Consider the following 16,589-nt stretch of genomic DNA (forward strand, 5'->3'; position numbering starts at 1 on the left):
TGGGCCCGAACAATCGCCCCGCGATGACGCCTCCTGGGCCCCACGACATGGCACGGCACCGGTAGGACGACAAGGATAGGCTGGTGCTTCGTGCTGCTTTTCCTGCCCCGGTGATGCAGCGGCGTCGCCTTGTGCAACAAATCCGCCGCGGGCCGTGTTGCCCGATCGGGGCAAGGCCTTGCCTTATCCCGAGTTTTCTGGGTAATGGACGCTATGCTGCGGCTCGCAAGGCCGCTTGTTCCCTCGGCTCTTCGGCTGGCTGCAATGGCTGGTCACGAGACAAGACAGGGCCTGTTGCATGATCAGATTTGGCCTGCTCGGGTGCGGGCGTATCGCCAAGCGCCATTCCGATCTCCTGGGTGGCAATCACATCGCGGGAGCGAGCCTGGTTGCCGTTTGCGATCCGCTTCGTGCGCGTGCCGATGCGATTGCCGGGAAGTTCGGCGTTCCCGCCCATTACGACATGGACGAATTCCTCGCCCGCAAGGATATCGACGCCGTTGCCGTGCTGACGCCGAGCGGACTACATCCAGCGCATGTGATCGCCTGTGCCAGGGCCGGCAAGCACGTCGTGGTCGAGAAACCGATGGCGCTGCGCTTGCAAGACGCCGACGACATGATCCGGGCCTGCGACGAAGCCGGCATCAAGATGTTCATCGTCAAGCAGAACCGCTTCAACGTGCCGGTGGTCAAGGCGCGCGAGGCGCTCGATGCCGGCCGCTTCGGCAAGCTCATCCTGGGGACGGTGCGCGTCCGCTGGTGCCGCGACCAGGCCTATTACGACCAGGACGATTGGCGCGGCACCTGGGCCTATGACGGCGGCGTGCTGACCAATCAGGCGAGCCACCATGTCGATATGCTGGAATGGTTCTTCGGCGACGTGGTGAGCGTGCATGCGCGCGCGACGACGGCGCTGGCCAACATCGAAACCGAGGACACCGCCGTCGCGACGTTGAAGTTCCGCAACGGCGCGCTCGGAATCATCGAGGCGACCACCGCGGCGCGCCCGACCGATCTCGAAGGTTCGCTCTCGATCCTGGGCGAAAAGGGCACCGTTGAAATTTCCGGTTTCGCGGTCAACCAGATTCGGCACTGGCGTTTCGTCAACGAACTGCCGTCGGACAAGGACGTCGTGGAGAAGTTCTCGGTCAACCCGCCCAACGTCTACGGCTTCGGCCATCAGGCCTACTATCATCACGTGGTCGATTGCCTGGAGAACCAGCGCGCGGCGCTGGTCGACGGGCTCGAGGGCCGCAAGAGCTTGGAGCTGATCTCGGCCCTCTATGAGTCGATCGAGACCGGAGAGGAAGTTGCGCTGCGCTTCACGCCGCGGCTGAGCCGGCTGGGTGTCGTTTCGTGAATCGGCCGGAAGTGCATCAGGCCAGCGTGCGCGACGTGACGTTCGGTGAACGCGTCAAGATCGTCGAGCCCTGCAACCTCTATGGCTGCACGCTGGGCGACGACTGCTTCATCGGACCTTTCACCGAAATCCAGAATGGCGTGGTCGTCGGAGCCCGCACCCGCGTGCAATCGCATGCCTTCGTGTGCGAGCTCGTCACCATCGGCGAGGACTGCTTCGTCGGGCACGGCGTGATGTTCGTCAACGACACGTTCTCCACCGGCGGCCCGGCGCGCGGACGCAAGGAGCTGTGGCGCGAGACGGTTATCGGCAACCGGGTGTCGATCGGCTCCAACGCCACGATCATGCCGGTCAGGATCACTGATGACGTCGTCATCGGCGCAGGGGCTGTCGTGACCAAGGACATCACGATATCAGGCACCTATGCCGGTAATCCGGCGCGCCGGCTGCTGGCGAGCCAATAGGGGACTATCGATGCCGGTGCCGTTTGCCGACCTGCAGCTGCAATACCAGTCCATCAAAAGCGAGATCGACGCGGCGATCGCCGGTGTGATCCGCGACAACGCCTTCATCCGCGGCAGCTATGTCGACGCCTTCGAGCGCGAATTCGCCGCGGCCGCGGAGGTGGCTCATTGCGTATCCTGCGCCAACGGCACCGATGCGCTTTACCTCGCGATGCGGGCGCTGAAGGTGAAGCCGGGCGACGAGGTGATCACGACGGCGCATTCCTGGATCTCGACGGCGGCGATGATCACCCACTCCGGCGCCACCGTCGTGTTCTGCGACACCGACGACGCGACGTTCACGATCGATCCGGCGGCAATCGAGGCCGCGATCACGCCGCGCACGGTCGGCATCATCCCGGTGCATCTGTACGGACAGCCCGCCGACATGGACGCCATCATGGCGATCGCGCAGAAGCACAAGCTCTGGGTGATCGAGGACTGCGCCCAGGCCCATCTCGCGCGCTACAAGGGCCGCATGGTCGGCACGTTCGGCGAGGCCGCGACCTATTCATTCTATCCCGGCAAGAATCTCGGCGCGATGGGCGATGCCGGCGCGGTCGTCACCAATGATGCGGCGCTCGCCGAGCAGATGGCGATGCTGGCGCGCCATGGCGGGCTGGTGAAGCACCAGCACCATATCGAGGGCGTCAACAGTCGGCTCGACGGCATGCAGGCTGCGATCCTCTCGGCCAAGCTGCCGCATCTCCCCGCATGGACCGAGGCCCGGCAGGCCGCGGCGGAGGTCTACGACACCGGCCTCAACCAGATCGAGGACGTCGTGGTGCCCGAAGTGGCGCCGGCGCGCAGCCACGTCTACCACCTCTATACGATCAGGCATCCGCGCCGCGACGCGCTCGCCGCGCATCTCAACGCCAACGGCGTGCAGACCGCGATCAACTACCCCACCGCGCTGCCCTTCCTGCCGGCCTATGCCCGGTTTGCCCACCGGCCGGAGCAATTCCCCAACGCCCATCGCGATCAGGGCCAGATTCTCTCGCTGCCGATCTTCGCCGAGATCACGCGCCCGCAGCAGGATGAGGTGATCGAGCTGGTTCGCAAGTTCTGATCGCGATGGCGGCCCCGCGTCATGGGCGGGGCTCAGCTTCGCTGCAGCAGCGGCTTCAGGAACGCTTCCAGATTGGGGCCTGAGAACAGGTAGCCCTTCAGGCCAGCCGCGTGCGCAGCCTCGAGATCGGTCGGCTGATCACCGACCAGAAAGCTTCGTTCGACGTCGACCGGAAAGCGCGCCAGCAGATCGGTGATCATGCCCGGCGACGGCTTGCGCCGGGGGCTGACCTGCCGATATCGCTCAACGGTTCCCTCAGGATGGAACGGGCAATACTCGAAGGCATCGATATGCGCGCCGATCTTGCCGAGCTCGGCGGCCATCCAGTCGTGGAGCTGCTGGATTTGCGCCTCCTCATAGAGGCCTCTCGCAACACCTGACTGGTTGGTCACGACGAACGCAAGATAGCCCATGTCGTTGACGGCCTTCACCGCCTCGCGCGCGCCGTCGATCCAGATCAACCTGTGGCTCTCGAACAGGTAACCGATGTCGTGGTTCAGGACGCCGTCCCGATCGAAGAAAACCGCCGGCCGTCGCGGCTTACTTTCGGAAGCGCTGCTCATGAGATGATGATCCGTACGTGTCCACGAGGCATGGGCCAGCTCAATAGTTCACAATGCCGCGCGCGACAATGTGGATTGGACCATACGGGGTGGGCGGCTCATCGCTCGTCTGCAATCACCTTGCCATCGTTCGGCAGCGAGCCTGCGCCGACCAGCTCCACGGCGCCGCCCAGTTTTGTCACTGCACGCAGCGTGGCCGCGACTTCGTTCAGCAGGGCGTCCGGCGCTGAAGCACATTCGGCTTTCAGCGTCATCGCGTCAGCCTCGCCGGCGCGCGTGACCACGAGGCGCAGCCGTCCGAGCTCGGGATGGCGCTTGGCAATTTCCGCGATCTGCTCGGGGCGCACGAACATGCCCTTGACCTTGGTGGTCTGGTCGGCGCGGCCCATCCAGCCCTTGATGCGCATGTTGGTGCGTCCGCACGGGCTCGCGCCGGGCAGCAGGGCGGCGGTCAGGTCGCCGAGCGCGAGGCGGATCCAGGGATGATGCGGATCGAGCGAGGTCACCACGATCTCGCCGACGTCCCCCGGCGCAACCGGATCGCCGGTGCCGGGCTTGACGATCTCCAGGATCAAATCCTCATTGACCGTCATCCCCTCGCGCGCCGGCGTCTCGAACGCGATCAGGCCGAGATCGGCGGTGCCGAACGCCTGGTAGGCCTCGACGCCGCGCGATTTCATCTCCTCCTGCAACGATTTCGGAAAGGCGGCGCCCGAGACCAGAGCGCGCTTGATCGAGGACACGTCGCGGCCATCAGCTGCGGCGGCGTCGAGCAGGATCTTCAGGAAATCGGGTGTGCCGCTATAGCCGACCGGGCGATAGGCCTCGATCAGCTCGAATTGCTGCTCGGTATTCCCTGGGCCAGCCGGGATCACCGCGCAGCCGAGCGCTCGCGCGGAGGTGTCGAAGATGAAGCCGCCGGGAGTGAGGTGATAGCTGAACGTGTTGAGCACCACGTCCCCCTCGCGAAAGCCCGCCGCAAACAGCGCCCGCGCGCCGCGCCAGGGGTCCGCCTGACGGCCTTCGGGCTCGAAGATCGGCCCGGGCGAGGTGAACAGCCGGGCGAACGCGCCGGGCTTGTCGGCCACGAAACCGCCAAAGGGCGGCGCTGCCTTGTGCAGGGCCGGCAGTTCCGATTTGCGCAGCACCGGCAGCCCCGCCAGCGCCTTCCGGCTGGCGATGGAGGCGGGATCGATGCCCCTCAGCAGGTTGGCGTAGGCGGGCGCCGCCATCGCCTTGCGCAGCACGTCCGGCAGCCGGGCGAACAGGGCGGCCTCGCGCTGGGCCGGATCGCGCGTTTCAAGGGCATCGTAATGATCGGTCATGGCAGGTCCTTGAGAGGATTTGCGCAGGTGGCGTGCCCGTCCGCCCGTGCTATCAAACGATGAGCGCTGACATGGGGACGGTTCCAGGGAGCACGATGGCTGAGGCAGAGAGCGTTGCGGCGGACGGGGCCGCCGACGTCGTCGCGAGGTTGAAGCGCCGCATCATCGACCACGCCTTGCCGCTGTGGTCGACGGTCGGCTGGGACGCCACGGCCGGCGGCTTTGTCGACCGGCTGCACCAGGATGGGACAGCCGACAACGCCGCGCCGCGCCGCCTGCTTGTGCAGGCGCGCCAGATTTATTGCTACGCCAAGGCGGCCCAAATGGGCTGGTATCCCGAAGGCCGCGCGATCGCGCTGAAGGGGCTGGAATATTTGCTGGCCAAGGCCAAGGCGCCGGATGGCCGGCCGGGCTTCGTGTTCAGCCTGACGCAGGATGGCGCCGTGCATGACCCGCTGCGCGACACCTACGGCCATGCCTTCGTGCTGCTCGCGCTGGCGACCGCCTACGGTCTCGACCAAGACGTCCAGATCCGCGCCGAGATCGACGCGCTGCTGTCGTTCCTCGACACCCAGCTGCGCTCGCCCCATGGCGGCTTCCAGGAAGGCCTGCCGCCGTCGATGCCGCGCCGGCAGAACCCGCAGATGCATCTGTTCGAGGCGATGATCGCCTGCTTCGACGCGACGCATGATTTGTCGTTCCAGAACCGCGCCGGCGATTTCTTCGCGCTGTTCCTGGCCAACCTCTACGACAAGCAGACGCACACGCTCGGCGAATATTTCGAGGAGGACTGGTCGAGGATCCCGCCGGTCAGCGTCGAGCCCGGGCATCTCGCGGAATGGGTCTGGCTGCTGAAGGGATTTGAGCGGATCACCGGCTGCCCCACGGGACGCCCGCGCGGCGAGCTGCTGGCCTCTGCGCTGCGCTATCGCGACGCCACCGGCTGCCTGATCGACGAGGGCGATACCGAGGGCAACATCCGCCGCCACAGCAGGCGGCTGTGGCCGCAGAGCGAGCTGGCGAAGGCCTGGATCGCGCAGGCGGAGTCGGGCGAAGTCGGTGCGGCGGACGAAGCCCGCGCGGCGCTGGTGCTGCTGGAGCGGCACTATCTCAGCCATCCCGTGGCCGGCGGCTGGTACGACCAGTTCGATCGCGACGGTAGCTCGCTGGTCGCCACGATCCCGGCGTCGTCGTTCTACCATGTGCTCTGCGCGGTCACCGAAGCCGAGCAGGTGCTCGGATAGAACCGCCTTCCTGGTCTGATGCGTTTTCTGCACACGCAACTCCGCCCGAAAACCCCCGATATCCTCACAGCCAGCGCTTGCGCCGCTTGAAGCTCTTCAGGTTCTTGAAGCTCTTGCGCTGGTCGCCGGCGCCGCCGAGGTAGAATTCCTTGACGTCCTCATTGTCGCGCAGCTCGTCGGCGGAGCCGTCGAGCACCACCTTGCCCTGCTCCATGATGTAGCCATGGCTCGCGACCGACAGCGCGGCGCGGGCATTCTGCTCGACCAGCAGGATCGTGACGCCGAGATCGCGGTTGATCTCCTTGATGATCGCGAACACTTCCTTGACGAGCAGGGGCGACAGCCCCATCGAGGGCTCGTCCATCAGGATCATCTTCGGGCGCGCCATCAGCGCACGGCCGATCGCGAGCATCTGTTGCTCGCCGCCGGAGAGATAGCCGGCCAGGCCCGTGCGCTCCTTCAAGCGTGGGAAATATTTGAACACCATGTCGATGTCGGACGAGACCTCGCCGTCGCGCCGGGTGAAGGCGCCGAGCCGCAGATTCTCAAGCGAGGTCATGTCGGCGACGATGCGGCGGCCCTCCATCACCTGGAAGATGCCGCGGCGGACGATCTTGTCCGGATCGATGCCGTTGATGCGTTGGCCCTCGAACAGGATCTCGCCGCGGGTGACTTCGCCGTCCTCGGTTTTGAGCAGGCCGGAGATCGCCTTCAGCGTCGTCGACTTGCCGGCGCCGTTGGCGCCGAGCAGCGCCACGATCGCGCCCTTCGGCACCTCGAGGCTGAGGCCGCGCAGCACCAGGATGACGTCGTCATAGACGACCTCGATATTGTTGACGCTGAGCAGTGGCGGCGGCGGGACGGCCGTCGGCACCGGGCGGGTGGCTTCGAGGGTTTCGTTCATGGTCTTGATCACTCTCCACTGTCGTCACCCGCGAAAGCGGGTGACCCAGTATTCCAGAGGCGCCAGCGATCAATCGACAGGCCGCGGCGTACTGGATCCCCCGCTTTCGCGGGGGATGACGACTTCCTGAGTTACAACCTCACCAGCCAAACCATTCCGGCTTGCGCGGCAGTTCGACGGTCTTCACCTTCTCAAGCTTGATCGTGCCCTTGCCCATCAGGTCGTTGATGTCGCCATCGGTCGCCCCGGAAACCTTGGCGCGATAGAGGTCGACCTTCGTCGTCGGGCGATGATCCTTCTCGGTCCAGGTCGAGGGATTGCAGACGCCGTCCATGCCGGCCGGCACCCAGTCCTTCTTCTGGTAGTAGCCCTTGGCGACGTTCTCGCCGGTGGCGCCGCCGTTCTTGGCGGCCCAATCCAGCGCTTCCTTCATGTAGAGCGCGCTGCAGACTGCGGCGATGTAGTGCACCGGGCGATAGACCTTGCCCGCCGGATCGGACATCTTCGAGATTTCCATCACCGTCTTCATGCCGGGCGCATTGCCGCCCCAGCCGACCGCCGTGCGCAGCGGGAAGATCACGCCGTCGGCGGCATCGCCCGCGGTCTTGGCGGCATTCTCATCCATGCCCCACACGTTGCTGAGGAACTGGACGTCGACGCCGGCGGTCTTGCAGGCCTTCATGACCGAGATGTTGGAGGCCGCGGTGTTGCCGAGATAGGCGTAGTTGGCGCCGGAGCTCTTCAGGCTCAGGCACTGCGCCGAGTAGTCGCCGGGCGACAGTGCGAACACCAGCGGCGGCAGCACCTCGAAGCCGAGCTCGGTCGCGAGCGCTTCGCCTGCGGCCTTCGGCGCGTTCGGATAGGGGTGGTTGGCGCCCATGTGGACGAACTTCGGCTTGCCGGGCTTGCCCTTCGCCTTCCAGTCCTCGGCCGCCCAGGTCAGTTCGGCGCGCAGCGCATCCGAGTAGCTCGGGCCGTAGAAGAAATTGTACGGCGCGGGCTTGGCCTTGCCGCTGGTGCCTTCGGGATCGGTCAGTGCGGCGGCGTAGGAGCCCGACATGTCGGGGATCTTGTCCTGCGCGAGGAAGCCGGTCAGCGCCTCGGTGTCCGCCGTGCCCCAGCCCATGATCGCCGCGACCTTGGCGTCGGACGCCGACCACTTCTTGTACAGCGCGATCGCGCGCGGCACCTGATAGCCGTAGTCGTTGCTGTCGACGCTGAGCTGCTTGCCGCCGACGCCGCCGTTCTTGTTGACCCAGGCGAAGGTGTCGGCGACGCCCTGGCCATAGGGCGTGCCGACGTCGGAGGTGCCGCCCGAGAGGTCCTGCAGATGGCCGATGGCGATCTGCGCCTGCGCGGTGGCGGCCGCGCTGCTGATCAGCAGCGCAAGTGAGACCGAGCTCAAAAGGGATCTAATCGTCATTGTTGTTTCCTCCTGCTTTTATTCGTTGAACCGAATTTGAGTTGTTCCAAGCGTCAGTGCGAGAACGGATAGAGCTTCCAGTAGGCCTTGATCTGCCTCCAGCGATGCGCGAGGCCATCAGGCTCGAACATCAGGAAGCCGATGATGATCAGGCCGATCGCGATTTCGCGCAGGAAGGTGATGTTGTTGTTGAGCTGCAGCGCCTTGTCGATGGCGCTGCCCTTCAGCCAGGCGCTCAGCCATTCCATCGATTCCGGCAGCAGCACCACGAAGGCCGTGCCCATCAGCGTGCCCATCACCGATCCGGTGCCGCCGATGATCACCATCGCGAGGAACAGCACCGAGCGCTCGATGCCAAAGCCTTCCTGGGAGACCACCAGCTGATAGTGCGCGTAGAGCGCGCCGGCGACGCCGGCGAAGAAGGCGGCGAGTCCGAACGACAGCGTCCGGTACTTGGTCAGGTTGATGCCCATGATCTCGGCGGAGAGATAGTGGTCGCGGATCGCGACCAGCGCGCGGCCGTCGCGGGTGCGCATCAGATTGGTGACCAGTAGGTAGCTGATCACCATGTAGGCGAGCACGACGTAGAAATACTGTTTGTCGCCCCGCAGCGTGTAGCCGAAGATCGAGAACGGATTGGCGCTGGCCGGCACTGAGCCGCCAGAGAACCAGTCGGCGCGCGAGAAGAAGTCGAGCAGGATGTACTGCGCGGCGAGCGTTGCGATGACGAGGTAGAGCCCTTTCAGCCGTGCCGCCGGCACGCCGAACACCAGGCCGACCAGCGCCGTGATCACGCCGGCGAGGGGAATCGCGAAGAAGACCGGGATCGGTGCGTTGTTGGAGATGTAGGCCGAGGTGAAGGCACCGAACAGGAAGAACGCGGCATGGCCGATCGAGATCTGGCCGGTGAATCCGACCAGGACATTGAGACCGAGCGCTGCGATCGCGAAGATGCCGATCTGGATCGCGATCGAGAGTAGGTAGTTGGACAGCAGCATCGGCGCGCAGCAGGCGAGCGCGATGCCCAGAATCGCGAAGTTGCGGCTGGTCGCGGTCGGGAAGATCGTGGTGTCGGCCGCGTAGCTGGTGCGGAAATCGCCCGACGGAATGAGGGTGCTCGTTGCCATTGATCAGACCCGCTCGATGTCCTTGGTGCCGAACAGCCCGTACGGCTTGATCATCAGGATGATGATCAGGACGTAGAACGGCGCGATCTCGTACAGATTGCCCCAGTGCAGATATTCGCTGTCGACATACTGGGCGACGTTTTCCAGCAGCCCGATGATGATGCCGCCGAGCACGGCGCCGCCGACCGAGTCGAGCCCGCCGAGGATCGCAGCCGGAAACACCTTGATGCCGTAGGCGGAGAGGCCGGACGACACGCCGTTGACCACGGCGACCACGACGCCGGCGACCGCCGAGACGGTGGCCGAGATCGCCCACGCCATCGCAAACACGTTCTTCACGGAAATGCCGAGCGACTGCGCGACCTGCTGGTTGAAGGCGGTGGCGCGCATCGCCAGGCCGTATTTGGAGGCGCGGAAGAACCAGGCCATGCCGACCATCATGGCGAGCGAGACCACGAGGCTCATGACATAGACGGTCTGGATCTGCAGTCCGAACAGGCTGACCGACTGGCTCTGGAATACGCGCGGGAACGGCTGCGGGTTGACGCCGAAGATCCACTTCAGCGCGGCCTGGAACACGGTCGAGAGGCCGATCGTCACCATGATCACGGAGATGATCGGTTCGCCGATCATCGGCCGCAGGATCACGACCTGGATCGCGATGCCGAAGATGAACATGAACACCAGGGTGATCGGCATGCCCACCCAGAACGGCACCTGGTATTTCGTCAGCAGCGCCCAGCATACCCAGGCGCCTACCAGCAGCAATTCGCCTTGCGCGAAGTTCACGACCTGCGTCGCCTTGTAGATCAGCACGAACGACATTGCGACAACGCCGTACAGCGTGCCGACCACGAGGCCATTGACGATCAGCTGGATCAGGAACTGGATGTTCATGGGGTGTTGCCAACCTTGCAGATCGTCATCGCCGGGCTTGACCCGGCGATCAATCGCGAATGAAGACCCTTGCGAAGGGGATGGATGCGCGGGTCAAGCCCGCGCATGGCGACCGAATTCCCTGTGACCAGATGTCTCATTCCGCGGCCTCCGCGATCGCGGCGCGGCCGAGATCGACGACCTCGAGCGTGGTGCGGACGCGCTGCGTGGTGCCGTCCTGGAAGCGGATCACGGTGTCCACCGGAATGTTGGCCTTGCCGCGGTAGATCGCCTCGATGATGTCGGCGTATTTCTCGTTGATGACGCCGCGGCGGACCTTTCGGGTCCGCGTCAGTTCGCCGTCGTCGGCATCGAGCTCCTTGTAGAGCAGCAGGAAGCGCGAAATGCGTTGCGCCGGCGGCAGGGTGGTATTGACGGTCTCGACCTCTTTCTTCAGCAGCGCGTAGACTTCGGGCCGCGAGGACAGGTCGGTATAGGTCGTGAACGAGATCCGGTTCTTCTCCGCCCATTTCGAGATGATCGAATAGCGGATGCAGATCATCGCAGCCAGCGCGTCGCGGCCGGCGCCGAGCACGACCGCTTCGGCGACATAGGGCGAGAACTTCAGCTTGTTCTCGATATATTGCGGCGAGAAGCGCTCACCGCGCGAGGTCTCGGCGAGATCCTTGATGCGGTCGATCACGACAAGCTGCCGATTGTCGTTGTAGTAGCCGGCATCGCCCGAGTGCATCCAGCCGTCCTTGATGTCGGCGACCGATGCTTCGGGGTTCTTGTAGTAGCCGTGGAACATGTTCGGGTGCCGCACCACGATCTCACCGACGCCGTTGACGTCGGCATTGTCGATGCGGATCTCGATGTCATCCGCCATCGGAACGCCCGTGGTATCGGGATCGACCTTGCCTTCGGGATGCAGCGTGTAGGCGCCGAGCAACTCGGTCTGGCCGTAGAGCGTGCGCAGCGGCACGCCCATGGCCTGGAAGAACTTGAAGGTATCCGGCCCGAGCGCTGCGCCGCCGGTTGCCGCCGAGCGCAGCCGCGTGAAGCCGAGCCGGTCGCGCAGCGCACGGAACAAGACCTTGTCGGCGAACATCGAGCGCTTGCCGTCGGCGAGCGCCGCAAGCCCGGTCTTCATGCCGAGATCGTAGAGCCGCTGCTTGAACGGCGAGGCGTCCATCACGCCGGCGCGGACGTCGGCCGCGATCGATTCCCAGACCCGCGGCGCGAACAGCACGAAGGTCGGCGCGATCTCGCGGAAGTCGTTCATCATGGTGTCGGGCTCTTCAACGAAGTTGACCTTCATCCGGGAGAGCAGCGCTTTGCCCAGCGCGTAGATCTGTTCCATGATCCAGGGCAGCGGCAGCACCGAGACGTATTCGTCGTCCGGCCCCTTCGGATCGAAGGCGAGATAGGTCGCGCAGTGCCGCAACACACGTCCGGCCGAGAGCATCGCAAGCTTCGGATTGGCTGTCGTGCCCGAGGTCGTGCAGAGGATCGCGACGTCTTCGCCATCAGTGGCATCGATCAGCCGGTCATACAGTCCGGGCTCGCGCGCGGCGCGGTCGCGGCCCAGCGTGACGAGCTTGCTCGCCTCCATCAGCCGCGGATCGTCGTATTTCCGCATACCCCGCGGGTCGGAATAGACGATGTGCTTGAGATTGGGCACGCGGTCGGCAAGGCCGAGCAGCTTGTCGACCTGCTCCTCGTCCTCGGCGAAGACCAGCTTGGCCTCGCCATAAATCAGGAGATAGGAAGCTTCCTCGTCCAGCACGTCGCGGTAGAGGCCGAGGCTCATCGCGCCGATCGCGTGGGCCGCGATCTCGGCCGCGACCCAGTCCGGCCGGTTGTCGCCGATGATGCCGATCACGTCGCCGCGGCCGAGGCCGAGCTCGACCATGCCGAGCGCGAAATCATGGGTGCGGGTCTGGTAGTCGCTCCAGGTGAATTCGCGCCACAGCCCTAAATCCTTCTCGCGCAGCGCGATCTCGCCGCCGTGCTCCCTCGCGTTGAGGCGCAGCATCTTGGGAAAGGTGTCGGCCTGCGCGGCGCGACCGGCATAGTCCATCATGCCGCGCTCTCCCGCACCGCCGGCTTGTCGTCGGGATCGACCAGCACCTCGTCCTCTTCGCCGAGATAGGCGCGCTTGACATGCGGATCGGCGAGCACGGCGGCCGGATCGCCCTCGGCGATCTTGCGGCCGAAATCCAGCACCATGACGCGGTGGGAGATGTCCATCACGACGCCCATGTCGTGCTCGATCATCATCACCGTCATGCCGAACTCTTCGTTGAGATCGACGATGTAGCGCGCCATATCTTCCTTCTCTTCGAAGTTCATGCCGGCCATCGGCTCGTCGAGCAGGATCAGCTGCGGCTCCAGCGCCATCGCGCGGGCGAGCTCGACGCGCTTGCGCAAGCCGTAGGGCAGGGTGCCGGCGGTCGCCTTGCGCACCGACTGCAGATCGAGGAAGTCGATGATCTCCTCGACCTTGCGGCGGTGCTCCAGCTCCTCGCGGGGCGCGCCGGTCAGCCAGTACAGCGATCCCGTGATGAAGTTGTTCTTCAAGAGATGATGGCGGCCGACCATGATGTTGTCGAGCACGCTCATATGGTGGAACAGCGCGAGATTCTGGAAGGTCCGGCCGATGCCGAGACGGGGCCGCGCATTCGGGGTGAGGGCGGTGATGTCCTGGCCGCGATAGAACAGCTGGCCTTCGGTCGGCCGGTACCGGCCGGAGATGCAGTTGACGATCGAGGTCTTGCCGGCGCCGTTCGGGCCGATGATGGAGAACAGCTCTCCCTCGTTGACGCCGAAGCTGACTTCGGTCAGCGCGCGGACGCCGCCAAAGCGCAATGAGACTCCGCGCACCTCGAGACTGTTGGCCACCCTGTTCCCTCCAGATAGGGGCGCTTTGGCGCGCTCTTTATCTTCGCTTCGATCTTACACTTCGATCTTACATGGGCCACCGGAGGGAGACCATCCGACTAATGAAGCCGGCGTTCGGGAGCATCGCTCGCCCCCGATCGCCTGCGTCATGCGCGGTAACGCCGCACCCCGCCTGCAAGCCCGTCTCTCGCGTCGTCCGGTCAGCGATCCATCAAGGCGCTGCACGCGGCGTTACGCGAGGTGGCTCTGAATACGAGAAAGCGATAGGTTGAATTGTCATGTGCCCGACAATTGGTCAGGAATTTTCGTTGGCATTCCAGGAAGCGGGTTCCTGGCTTCGCTCACGGCGTTGCTGCGGTGCAATATCGTGCCAGTATCTTGGTCAGTATCTTTGGTCAGTATCTTGGGTTGGGATGCCGTCGCTAGAATGATTGCTGCTGATTACCTGAAGCGCATCGCGGCCTGGTCGCGCGAGCTGAGCGAGCAAGAGATCGAAATCGCGCGCGCCGGCATTTCCGAGAAGGCCTACCGCGCCAACGAATTCATCTTCATGCGCGGCGACAATTTCCAGTACTGGACCGGCATCGTCACCGGGCTGGCGCGGATGGGCATCGTCTCGCGCGGCGGCAAGGCGGCGAGCTTCGCAGGCCTCACCGCCGGCGCCTGGTTCGGCGAGGGCACCGTGCTCAAGAACGAGCTGCGGCGCTACGACGTGGTCGCGCTGCGCGACACGCGGCTGGCGATGATGGATCGCCGGACTTTCGTCTGGCTGTTCGAGAACAGCGTCGGCTTCAACCGCTTCCTGGTGGGACAACTCAACGAGCGGCTTGGCCAGTTCATCGCGCTGCTCGAATACGGCCGCACGCTGGACGCCACCGCGCGGCTGGCGCGCTCGATCGCCTCGCTGTTCAATCCGATTCTCTATCCCGAACTCACCTTGCACCTGGAGATCACCCAGGAGGAGATCGGGGCGCTGTCGGGTATCTCGCGGCAGAACGCCAACCAGTGCCTGAAGCGGCTCGAGCGCGAGGGCCTGCTGCGGCTCGAATATGGCGGGGTGACGATCATCGAGCTCGACCGGCTGCGTCATTACGGGGAGTGACCGGCGCCAGACCGCACCCGGCTATTTCGCGATGCTCTAAAGCGCTGATTTCAAACGATTATGCCATTAGACTCAAAGCAGGCCGGATGCTACAGACCGGCCTCGTCGGGACCGCGCGGTTTTCGCGCTCTCTGGAGATGACATGGCGGTTAAGGATTCGGCGGCTCAGGACTCAAAGCGGCGCGTTGCGCTGATCACTGGCATCACCGGGCAGGACGGCGCGTACCTCGCCGAATATCTGCTCGGCCTCGGCTATACCGTGCACGGGATCAAGCGCCGGTCCTCCTCGTTCAATACCGCGCGCGTTGACCATCTCTACCAGGATCCGCACGCCGGCAACGTGCCGTTCCTGATGCACTACGGCGACATGACTGATTCGACCAATCTGATCCGGCTGGTACAGCAGATCCGGCCGACCGAGATCTACAACCTCGCCGCCCAGAGCCACGTCCAGGTCAGTTTCGAGAGCCCGGAATACACCGCCAACGCAGATGCCATCGGCGTGCTGCGCCTGCTGGAGGCGATCCGCATCCTCGGCATGGAAAAGGAGACCCGGTTCTACCAGGCCTCGACCTCGGAGCTCTACGGCCTCGTGCAGGAGGTGCCGCAGAAGGAGACCACGCCGTTCTATCCGCGCTCGCCCTATGGCGTCGCCAAGCTCTACGGCTACTGGATCACGGTGAACTACCGTGAGGCCTACGGCATGTTCGCCAGCAACGGCATCCTGTTCAACCATGAGAGCCCGATCCGCGGCGAGACCTTCGTGACGCGCAAGATCACCCGCGCCGTCGCCCGCATCGAGGTCGGCCTGGAGAACAAGCTCTTTCTCGGCAATCTCGATGCCAAGCGCGACTGGGGCCACGCCCGCGACTATGTCGAGGGTATGCACAAGATCCTGCAGGTGGACGAGCCCGGCGACTTCGTGCTCGCGACCGGCGAGACGCGCTCGGTCCGCGAATTCGTCGAACTGGCATTTGCGGAAGTCGGCCGCGGCATCGAATGGCGCGGCAAGGGCATCGAAGAGATCGGCGTCGACAAGGCGACCGGCAACACCCTGGTGCAGATCGACCCGGTCTATTTCCGTCCGACCGAGGTCGATCTTCTGATCGGCGACGCCAGCAAGGCGCGCGCCAAGCTCGGCTGGGCACCGAAGACGCCGTTCGCGCAGCTGGTGAAGGAAATGGTCGCCAGCGATCTCGTCGAGGCCAGGCAGGATGCGGCCAATGGCAAGCACGGCGTTTGAACTGAAGGGCAAGACGGTCTTCGTCGCCGGCCATCGCGGCATGGTCGGCTCGGCGCTGATGCGCCGGCTGGCGCGCGAAGGGGCCGAGCTGCTGACGGTGTCGCGCGGCGAGGTTGATCTGCGCGACCAGGCCGCGGTGAATGCCTGGTTTGCCGCGAAGCGGCCGCAGGCCGTGTTCCTCGCTGCCGCCAAGGTCGGCGGCATCGTCGCCAACAACACGCTGCGGGCCGAATTCCTGTACGACAATCTGGCGATCTCGAGCAACGTGATCCAGGCGGCTCATGCTAATGGGTGCGAGAAGCTGATGTTCTTCGGCTCGTCCTGCATCTATCCGCGCCTGGCGCCGCAGCCGTTGCGCGAGGATTCGATGCTGACCGGCCCGCTGGAGCCGACCAACGAGCCCTATGCCATCGCCAAGATCGCCGGCATCAAGATGGCCGAGGCCTATCGCAGCCAATACGGCGCCGATTTCATCAGCGTGATGCCGACCAACCTCTACGGTCCCGGCGACAATTATCATCCCGAATACAGCCACGTCGTCGCCGCGCTGATCCGCCGTTTCCACGAGGCCAAAGTCTCCGGTGCCGGCAGTGTCGTGGTGTGGGGCACCGGCACGCCGCGCCGCGAATTCCTCTATGTCGACGACCTCGCCGACGCCTGCATCCATCTGATGAAGACCTATTCCTCACCGGAGCTGGTCAATATCGGCACCGGCGAGGACATCACCATTGCCGAATTCGCCCGCGTGGTCGCTGCTACCGTCGGCTATCGCGGTGAGATCAGTTTCGACACCTCGCGCCCCGACGGCACACCGCGCAAGCTGCTCGACGTCAGCCGGCTCGCAAAGCTCGGCTGGCGTGCCACAACCTCGCTCGAGGATGGCATCAAGCTCGCCTACCAGGCCTATCTGAACGAGACCAAGCAGGCTGCTGAGTAGCGCCGAGCG

At 64.7% G+C, this 16,589-nt stretch carries 15 protein-coding genes; 7 read left to right on the forward strand and 8 right to left on the reverse strand.

Annotated elements, in window-relative coordinates; all coding sequences use genetic code 11:
• Positions 1-298: 298 nt before the first annotated feature.
• From BraRD5C2_RS13970 to BraRD5C2_RS13980, 3 genes are read left to right on the forward strand one after another with little or no spacing between them, the layout of a single operon-like run.
• Positions 299-1,360 (forward strand): Gfo/Idh/MocA family protein, encoded by a 1,062-nt coding sequence (locus BraRD5C2_RS13970; RefSeq protein ID WP_223969192.1) that lies wholly within the window; start codon positions 299-301, stop codon positions 1,358-1,360.
• Positions 1,357-1,824 (forward strand): acyltransferase, encoded by a 468-nt coding sequence (locus BraRD5C2_RS13975; RefSeq protein WP_223969194.1) that lies wholly within the window; start codon positions 1,357-1,359, stop codon positions 1,822-1,824. The genes BraRD5C2_RS13970 and BraRD5C2_RS13975 overlap by 4 nt, the downstream gene beginning before the upstream one ends.
• A 10-nt stretch (positions 1,825-1,834) precedes the next feature.
• A complete protein-coding gene (locus tag BraRD5C2_RS13980; RefSeq protein ID WP_223969195.1) occupies positions 1,835-2,932 on the forward strand; it encodes a DegT/DnrJ/EryC1/StrS family aminotransferase in 1,098 nt (365 codons plus the stop codon).
• Between the two features lie 32 nt (positions 2,933-2,964).
• Here BraRD5C2_RS13980 and BraRD5C2_RS13985 read toward each other — a convergent pair whose 3' ends face one another.
• Together BraRD5C2_RS13985 and BraRD5C2_RS13990 are read right to left on the reverse strand one after the other, a co-directional pair.
• Positions 2,965-3,495: an HAD family hydrolase gene (locus BraRD5C2_RS13985; RefSeq protein ID WP_223969197.1), complete on the reverse strand. Its 531-nt coding sequence runs from the start codon at positions 3,493-3,495 to the stop codon at positions 2,965-2,967.
• A gap of 98 nt (positions 3,496-3,593) precedes the next feature.
• Entirely contained in the window at positions 3,594-4,820 is a 1,227-nt protein-coding gene (locus tag BraRD5C2_RS13990; protein ID WP_223969198.1) for a phenylacetate--CoA ligase family protein, read from the reverse strand.
• Positions 4,821-4,915: 95 nt separating this feature from the next.
• On the opposite strand from BraRD5C2_RS13990, the gene BraRD5C2_RS13995 reads away from it, so the two are divergent.
• Positions 4,916-6,064, forward strand: coding sequence for an AGE family epimerase/isomerase (locus BraRD5C2_RS13995; protein ID WP_223969200.1), 1,149 nt, complete (start codon positions 4,916-4,918; stop codon positions 6,062-6,064).
• 64 nt (positions 6,065-6,128) lie between these two features.
• On the opposite strand, the gene BraRD5C2_RS14000 is transcribed toward BraRD5C2_RS13995, so the two are convergent.
• From BraRD5C2_RS14000 to BraRD5C2_RS14025, 6 genes are all read right to left on the reverse strand, one after another.
• Complete coding sequence (locus tag BraRD5C2_RS14000) at positions 6,129-6,968, reverse strand: ABC transporter ATP-binding protein (RefSeq protein ID WP_223969202.1); 840 nt, start codon at positions 6,966-6,968, stop codon at positions 6,129-6,131.
• Positions 6,969-7,107: 139 nt separating this feature from the next.
• Complete coding sequence (locus tag BraRD5C2_RS14005; protein WP_223969203.1) at positions 7,108-8,391, reverse strand: ABC transporter substrate-binding protein; 1,284 nt, start codon at positions 8,389-8,391, stop codon at positions 7,108-7,110.
• A 53-nt stretch (positions 8,392-8,444) separates the two neighbouring features.
• Entirely contained in the window at positions 8,445-9,518 is a 1,074-nt protein-coding gene (locus BraRD5C2_RS14010; protein ID WP_223969205.1) for a branched-chain amino acid ABC transporter permease, read from the reverse strand.
• A gap of 3 nt (positions 9,519-9,521) precedes the next feature.
• Entirely contained in the window at positions 9,522-10,415 is an 894-nt protein-coding gene (locus BraRD5C2_RS14015; protein ID WP_223969207.1) for a branched-chain amino acid ABC transporter permease, read from the reverse strand.
• 136 nt (positions 10,416-10,551) lie between these two features.
• Positions 10,552-12,480, reverse strand: coding sequence for a long-chain fatty acid--CoA ligase (locus tag BraRD5C2_RS14020; RefSeq protein WP_223969209.1), 1,929 nt, complete (start codon positions 12,478-12,480; stop codon positions 10,552-10,554).
• Positions 12,477-13,298, reverse strand: coding sequence for an ABC transporter ATP-binding protein (locus BraRD5C2_RS14025; RefSeq protein WP_223969211.1), 822 nt, complete (start codon positions 13,296-13,298; stop codon positions 12,477-12,479). Before BraRD5C2_RS14025 ends, BraRD5C2_RS14020 begins: the two co-directional genes overlap by 4 nt.
• 427 nt (positions 13,299-13,725) lie before the next feature.
• Between BraRD5C2_RS14025 and BraRD5C2_RS14030 the strand changes: the two genes are divergently transcribed.
• The 3 genes from BraRD5C2_RS14030 (at position 13,726) to fcl (ending at position 16,580) form a co-directional block, all read left to right on the forward strand.
• The gene (locus BraRD5C2_RS14030; protein WP_223969213.1) at positions 13,726-14,400 is read left to right on the forward strand and encodes a Crp/Fnr family transcriptional regulator; all 675 of its coding nucleotides are present in this window, start codon (positions 13,726-13,728) and stop codon (positions 14,398-14,400) included.
• A 142-nt stretch (positions 14,401-14,542) separates the two neighbouring features.
• Entirely contained in the window at positions 14,543-15,643 is a 1,101-nt protein-coding gene (gmd, locus tag BraRD5C2_RS14035; RefSeq protein ID WP_223969215.1) for a GDP-mannose 4,6-dehydratase, read from the forward strand.
• On the forward strand, positions 15,624-16,580 hold the full coding sequence (gene fcl / locus BraRD5C2_RS14040; protein ID WP_275945288.1) for a GDP-L-fucose synthase: 957 nt from the start codon (positions 15,624-15,626) through the stop codon (positions 16,578-16,580). The genes gmd and fcl overlap by 20 nt, the downstream gene beginning before the upstream one ends.
• The last annotated feature ends 9 nt before the right edge of the window (positions 16,581-16,589 follow it).

Source organism: Bradyrhizobium sp. RD5-C2 (assembly GCF_019972155.1).
GTDB lineage: Bacteria > Pseudomonadota > Alphaproteobacteria > Rhizobiales > Xanthobacteraceae > Bradyrhizobium.

Bases quoted from the DNA above. Each gene is read 5' to 3' on its own strand.
- BraRD5C2_RS13970 (WP_223969192.1), top strand. From the start codon at position 299: ATGATCAGATTTGGCCTGCTCGGGTGCGGGCGTATCGCCAAGCGCCAT.
- BraRD5C2_RS13980 (WP_223969195.1), top strand. From the start codon at position 1,835: ATGCCGGTGCCGTTTGCCGACCTGCAGCTGCAATACCAGTCCATCAAA.
- BraRD5C2_RS13985 (WP_223969197.1), bottom strand. From the start codon at position 3,495: ATGAGCAGCGCTTCCGAAAGTAAGCCGCGACGGCCGGCGGTTTTCTTC.
- BraRD5C2_RS13990 (WP_223969198.1), bottom strand. From the start codon at position 4,820: ATGACCGATCATTACGATGCCCTTGAAACGCGCGATCCGGCCCAGCGC.
- BraRD5C2_RS13995 (WP_223969200.1), top strand. From the start codon at position 4,916: ATGGCTGAGGCAGAGAGCGTTGCGGCGGACGGGGCCGCCGACGTCGTC.
- BraRD5C2_RS14000 (WP_223969202.1), bottom strand. From the start codon at position 6,968: ATGAACGAAACCCTCGAAGCCACCCGCCCGGTGCCGACGGCCGTCCCG.
- BraRD5C2_RS14005 (WP_223969203.1), bottom strand. From the start codon at position 8,391: ATGACGATTAGATCCCTTTTGAGCTCGGTCTCACTTGCGCTGCTGATC.
- BraRD5C2_RS14010 (WP_223969205.1), bottom strand. From the start codon at position 9,518: ATGGCAACGAGCACCCTCATTCCGTCGGGCGATTTCCGCACCAGCTAC.
- BraRD5C2_RS14015 (WP_223969207.1), bottom strand. From the start codon at position 10,415: ATGAACATCCAGTTCCTGATCCAGCTGATCGTCAATGGCCTCGTGGTC.
- BraRD5C2_RS14020 (WP_223969209.1), bottom strand. From the start codon at position 12,480: ATGATGGACTATGCCGGTCGCGCCGCGCAGGCCGACACCTTTCCCAAG.
- BraRD5C2_RS14030 (WP_223969213.1), top strand. From the start codon at position 13,726: ATGATTGCTGCTGATTACCTGAAGCGCATCGCGGCCTGGTCGCGCGAG.
- gmd (WP_223969215.1), top strand. From the start codon at position 14,543: ATGGCGGTTAAGGATTCGGCGGCTCAGGACTCAAAGCGGCGCGTTGCG.
- fcl (WP_275945288.1), top strand. From the start codon at position 15,624: ATGGCAAGCACGGCGTTTGAACTGAAGGGCAAGACGGTCTTCGTCGCC.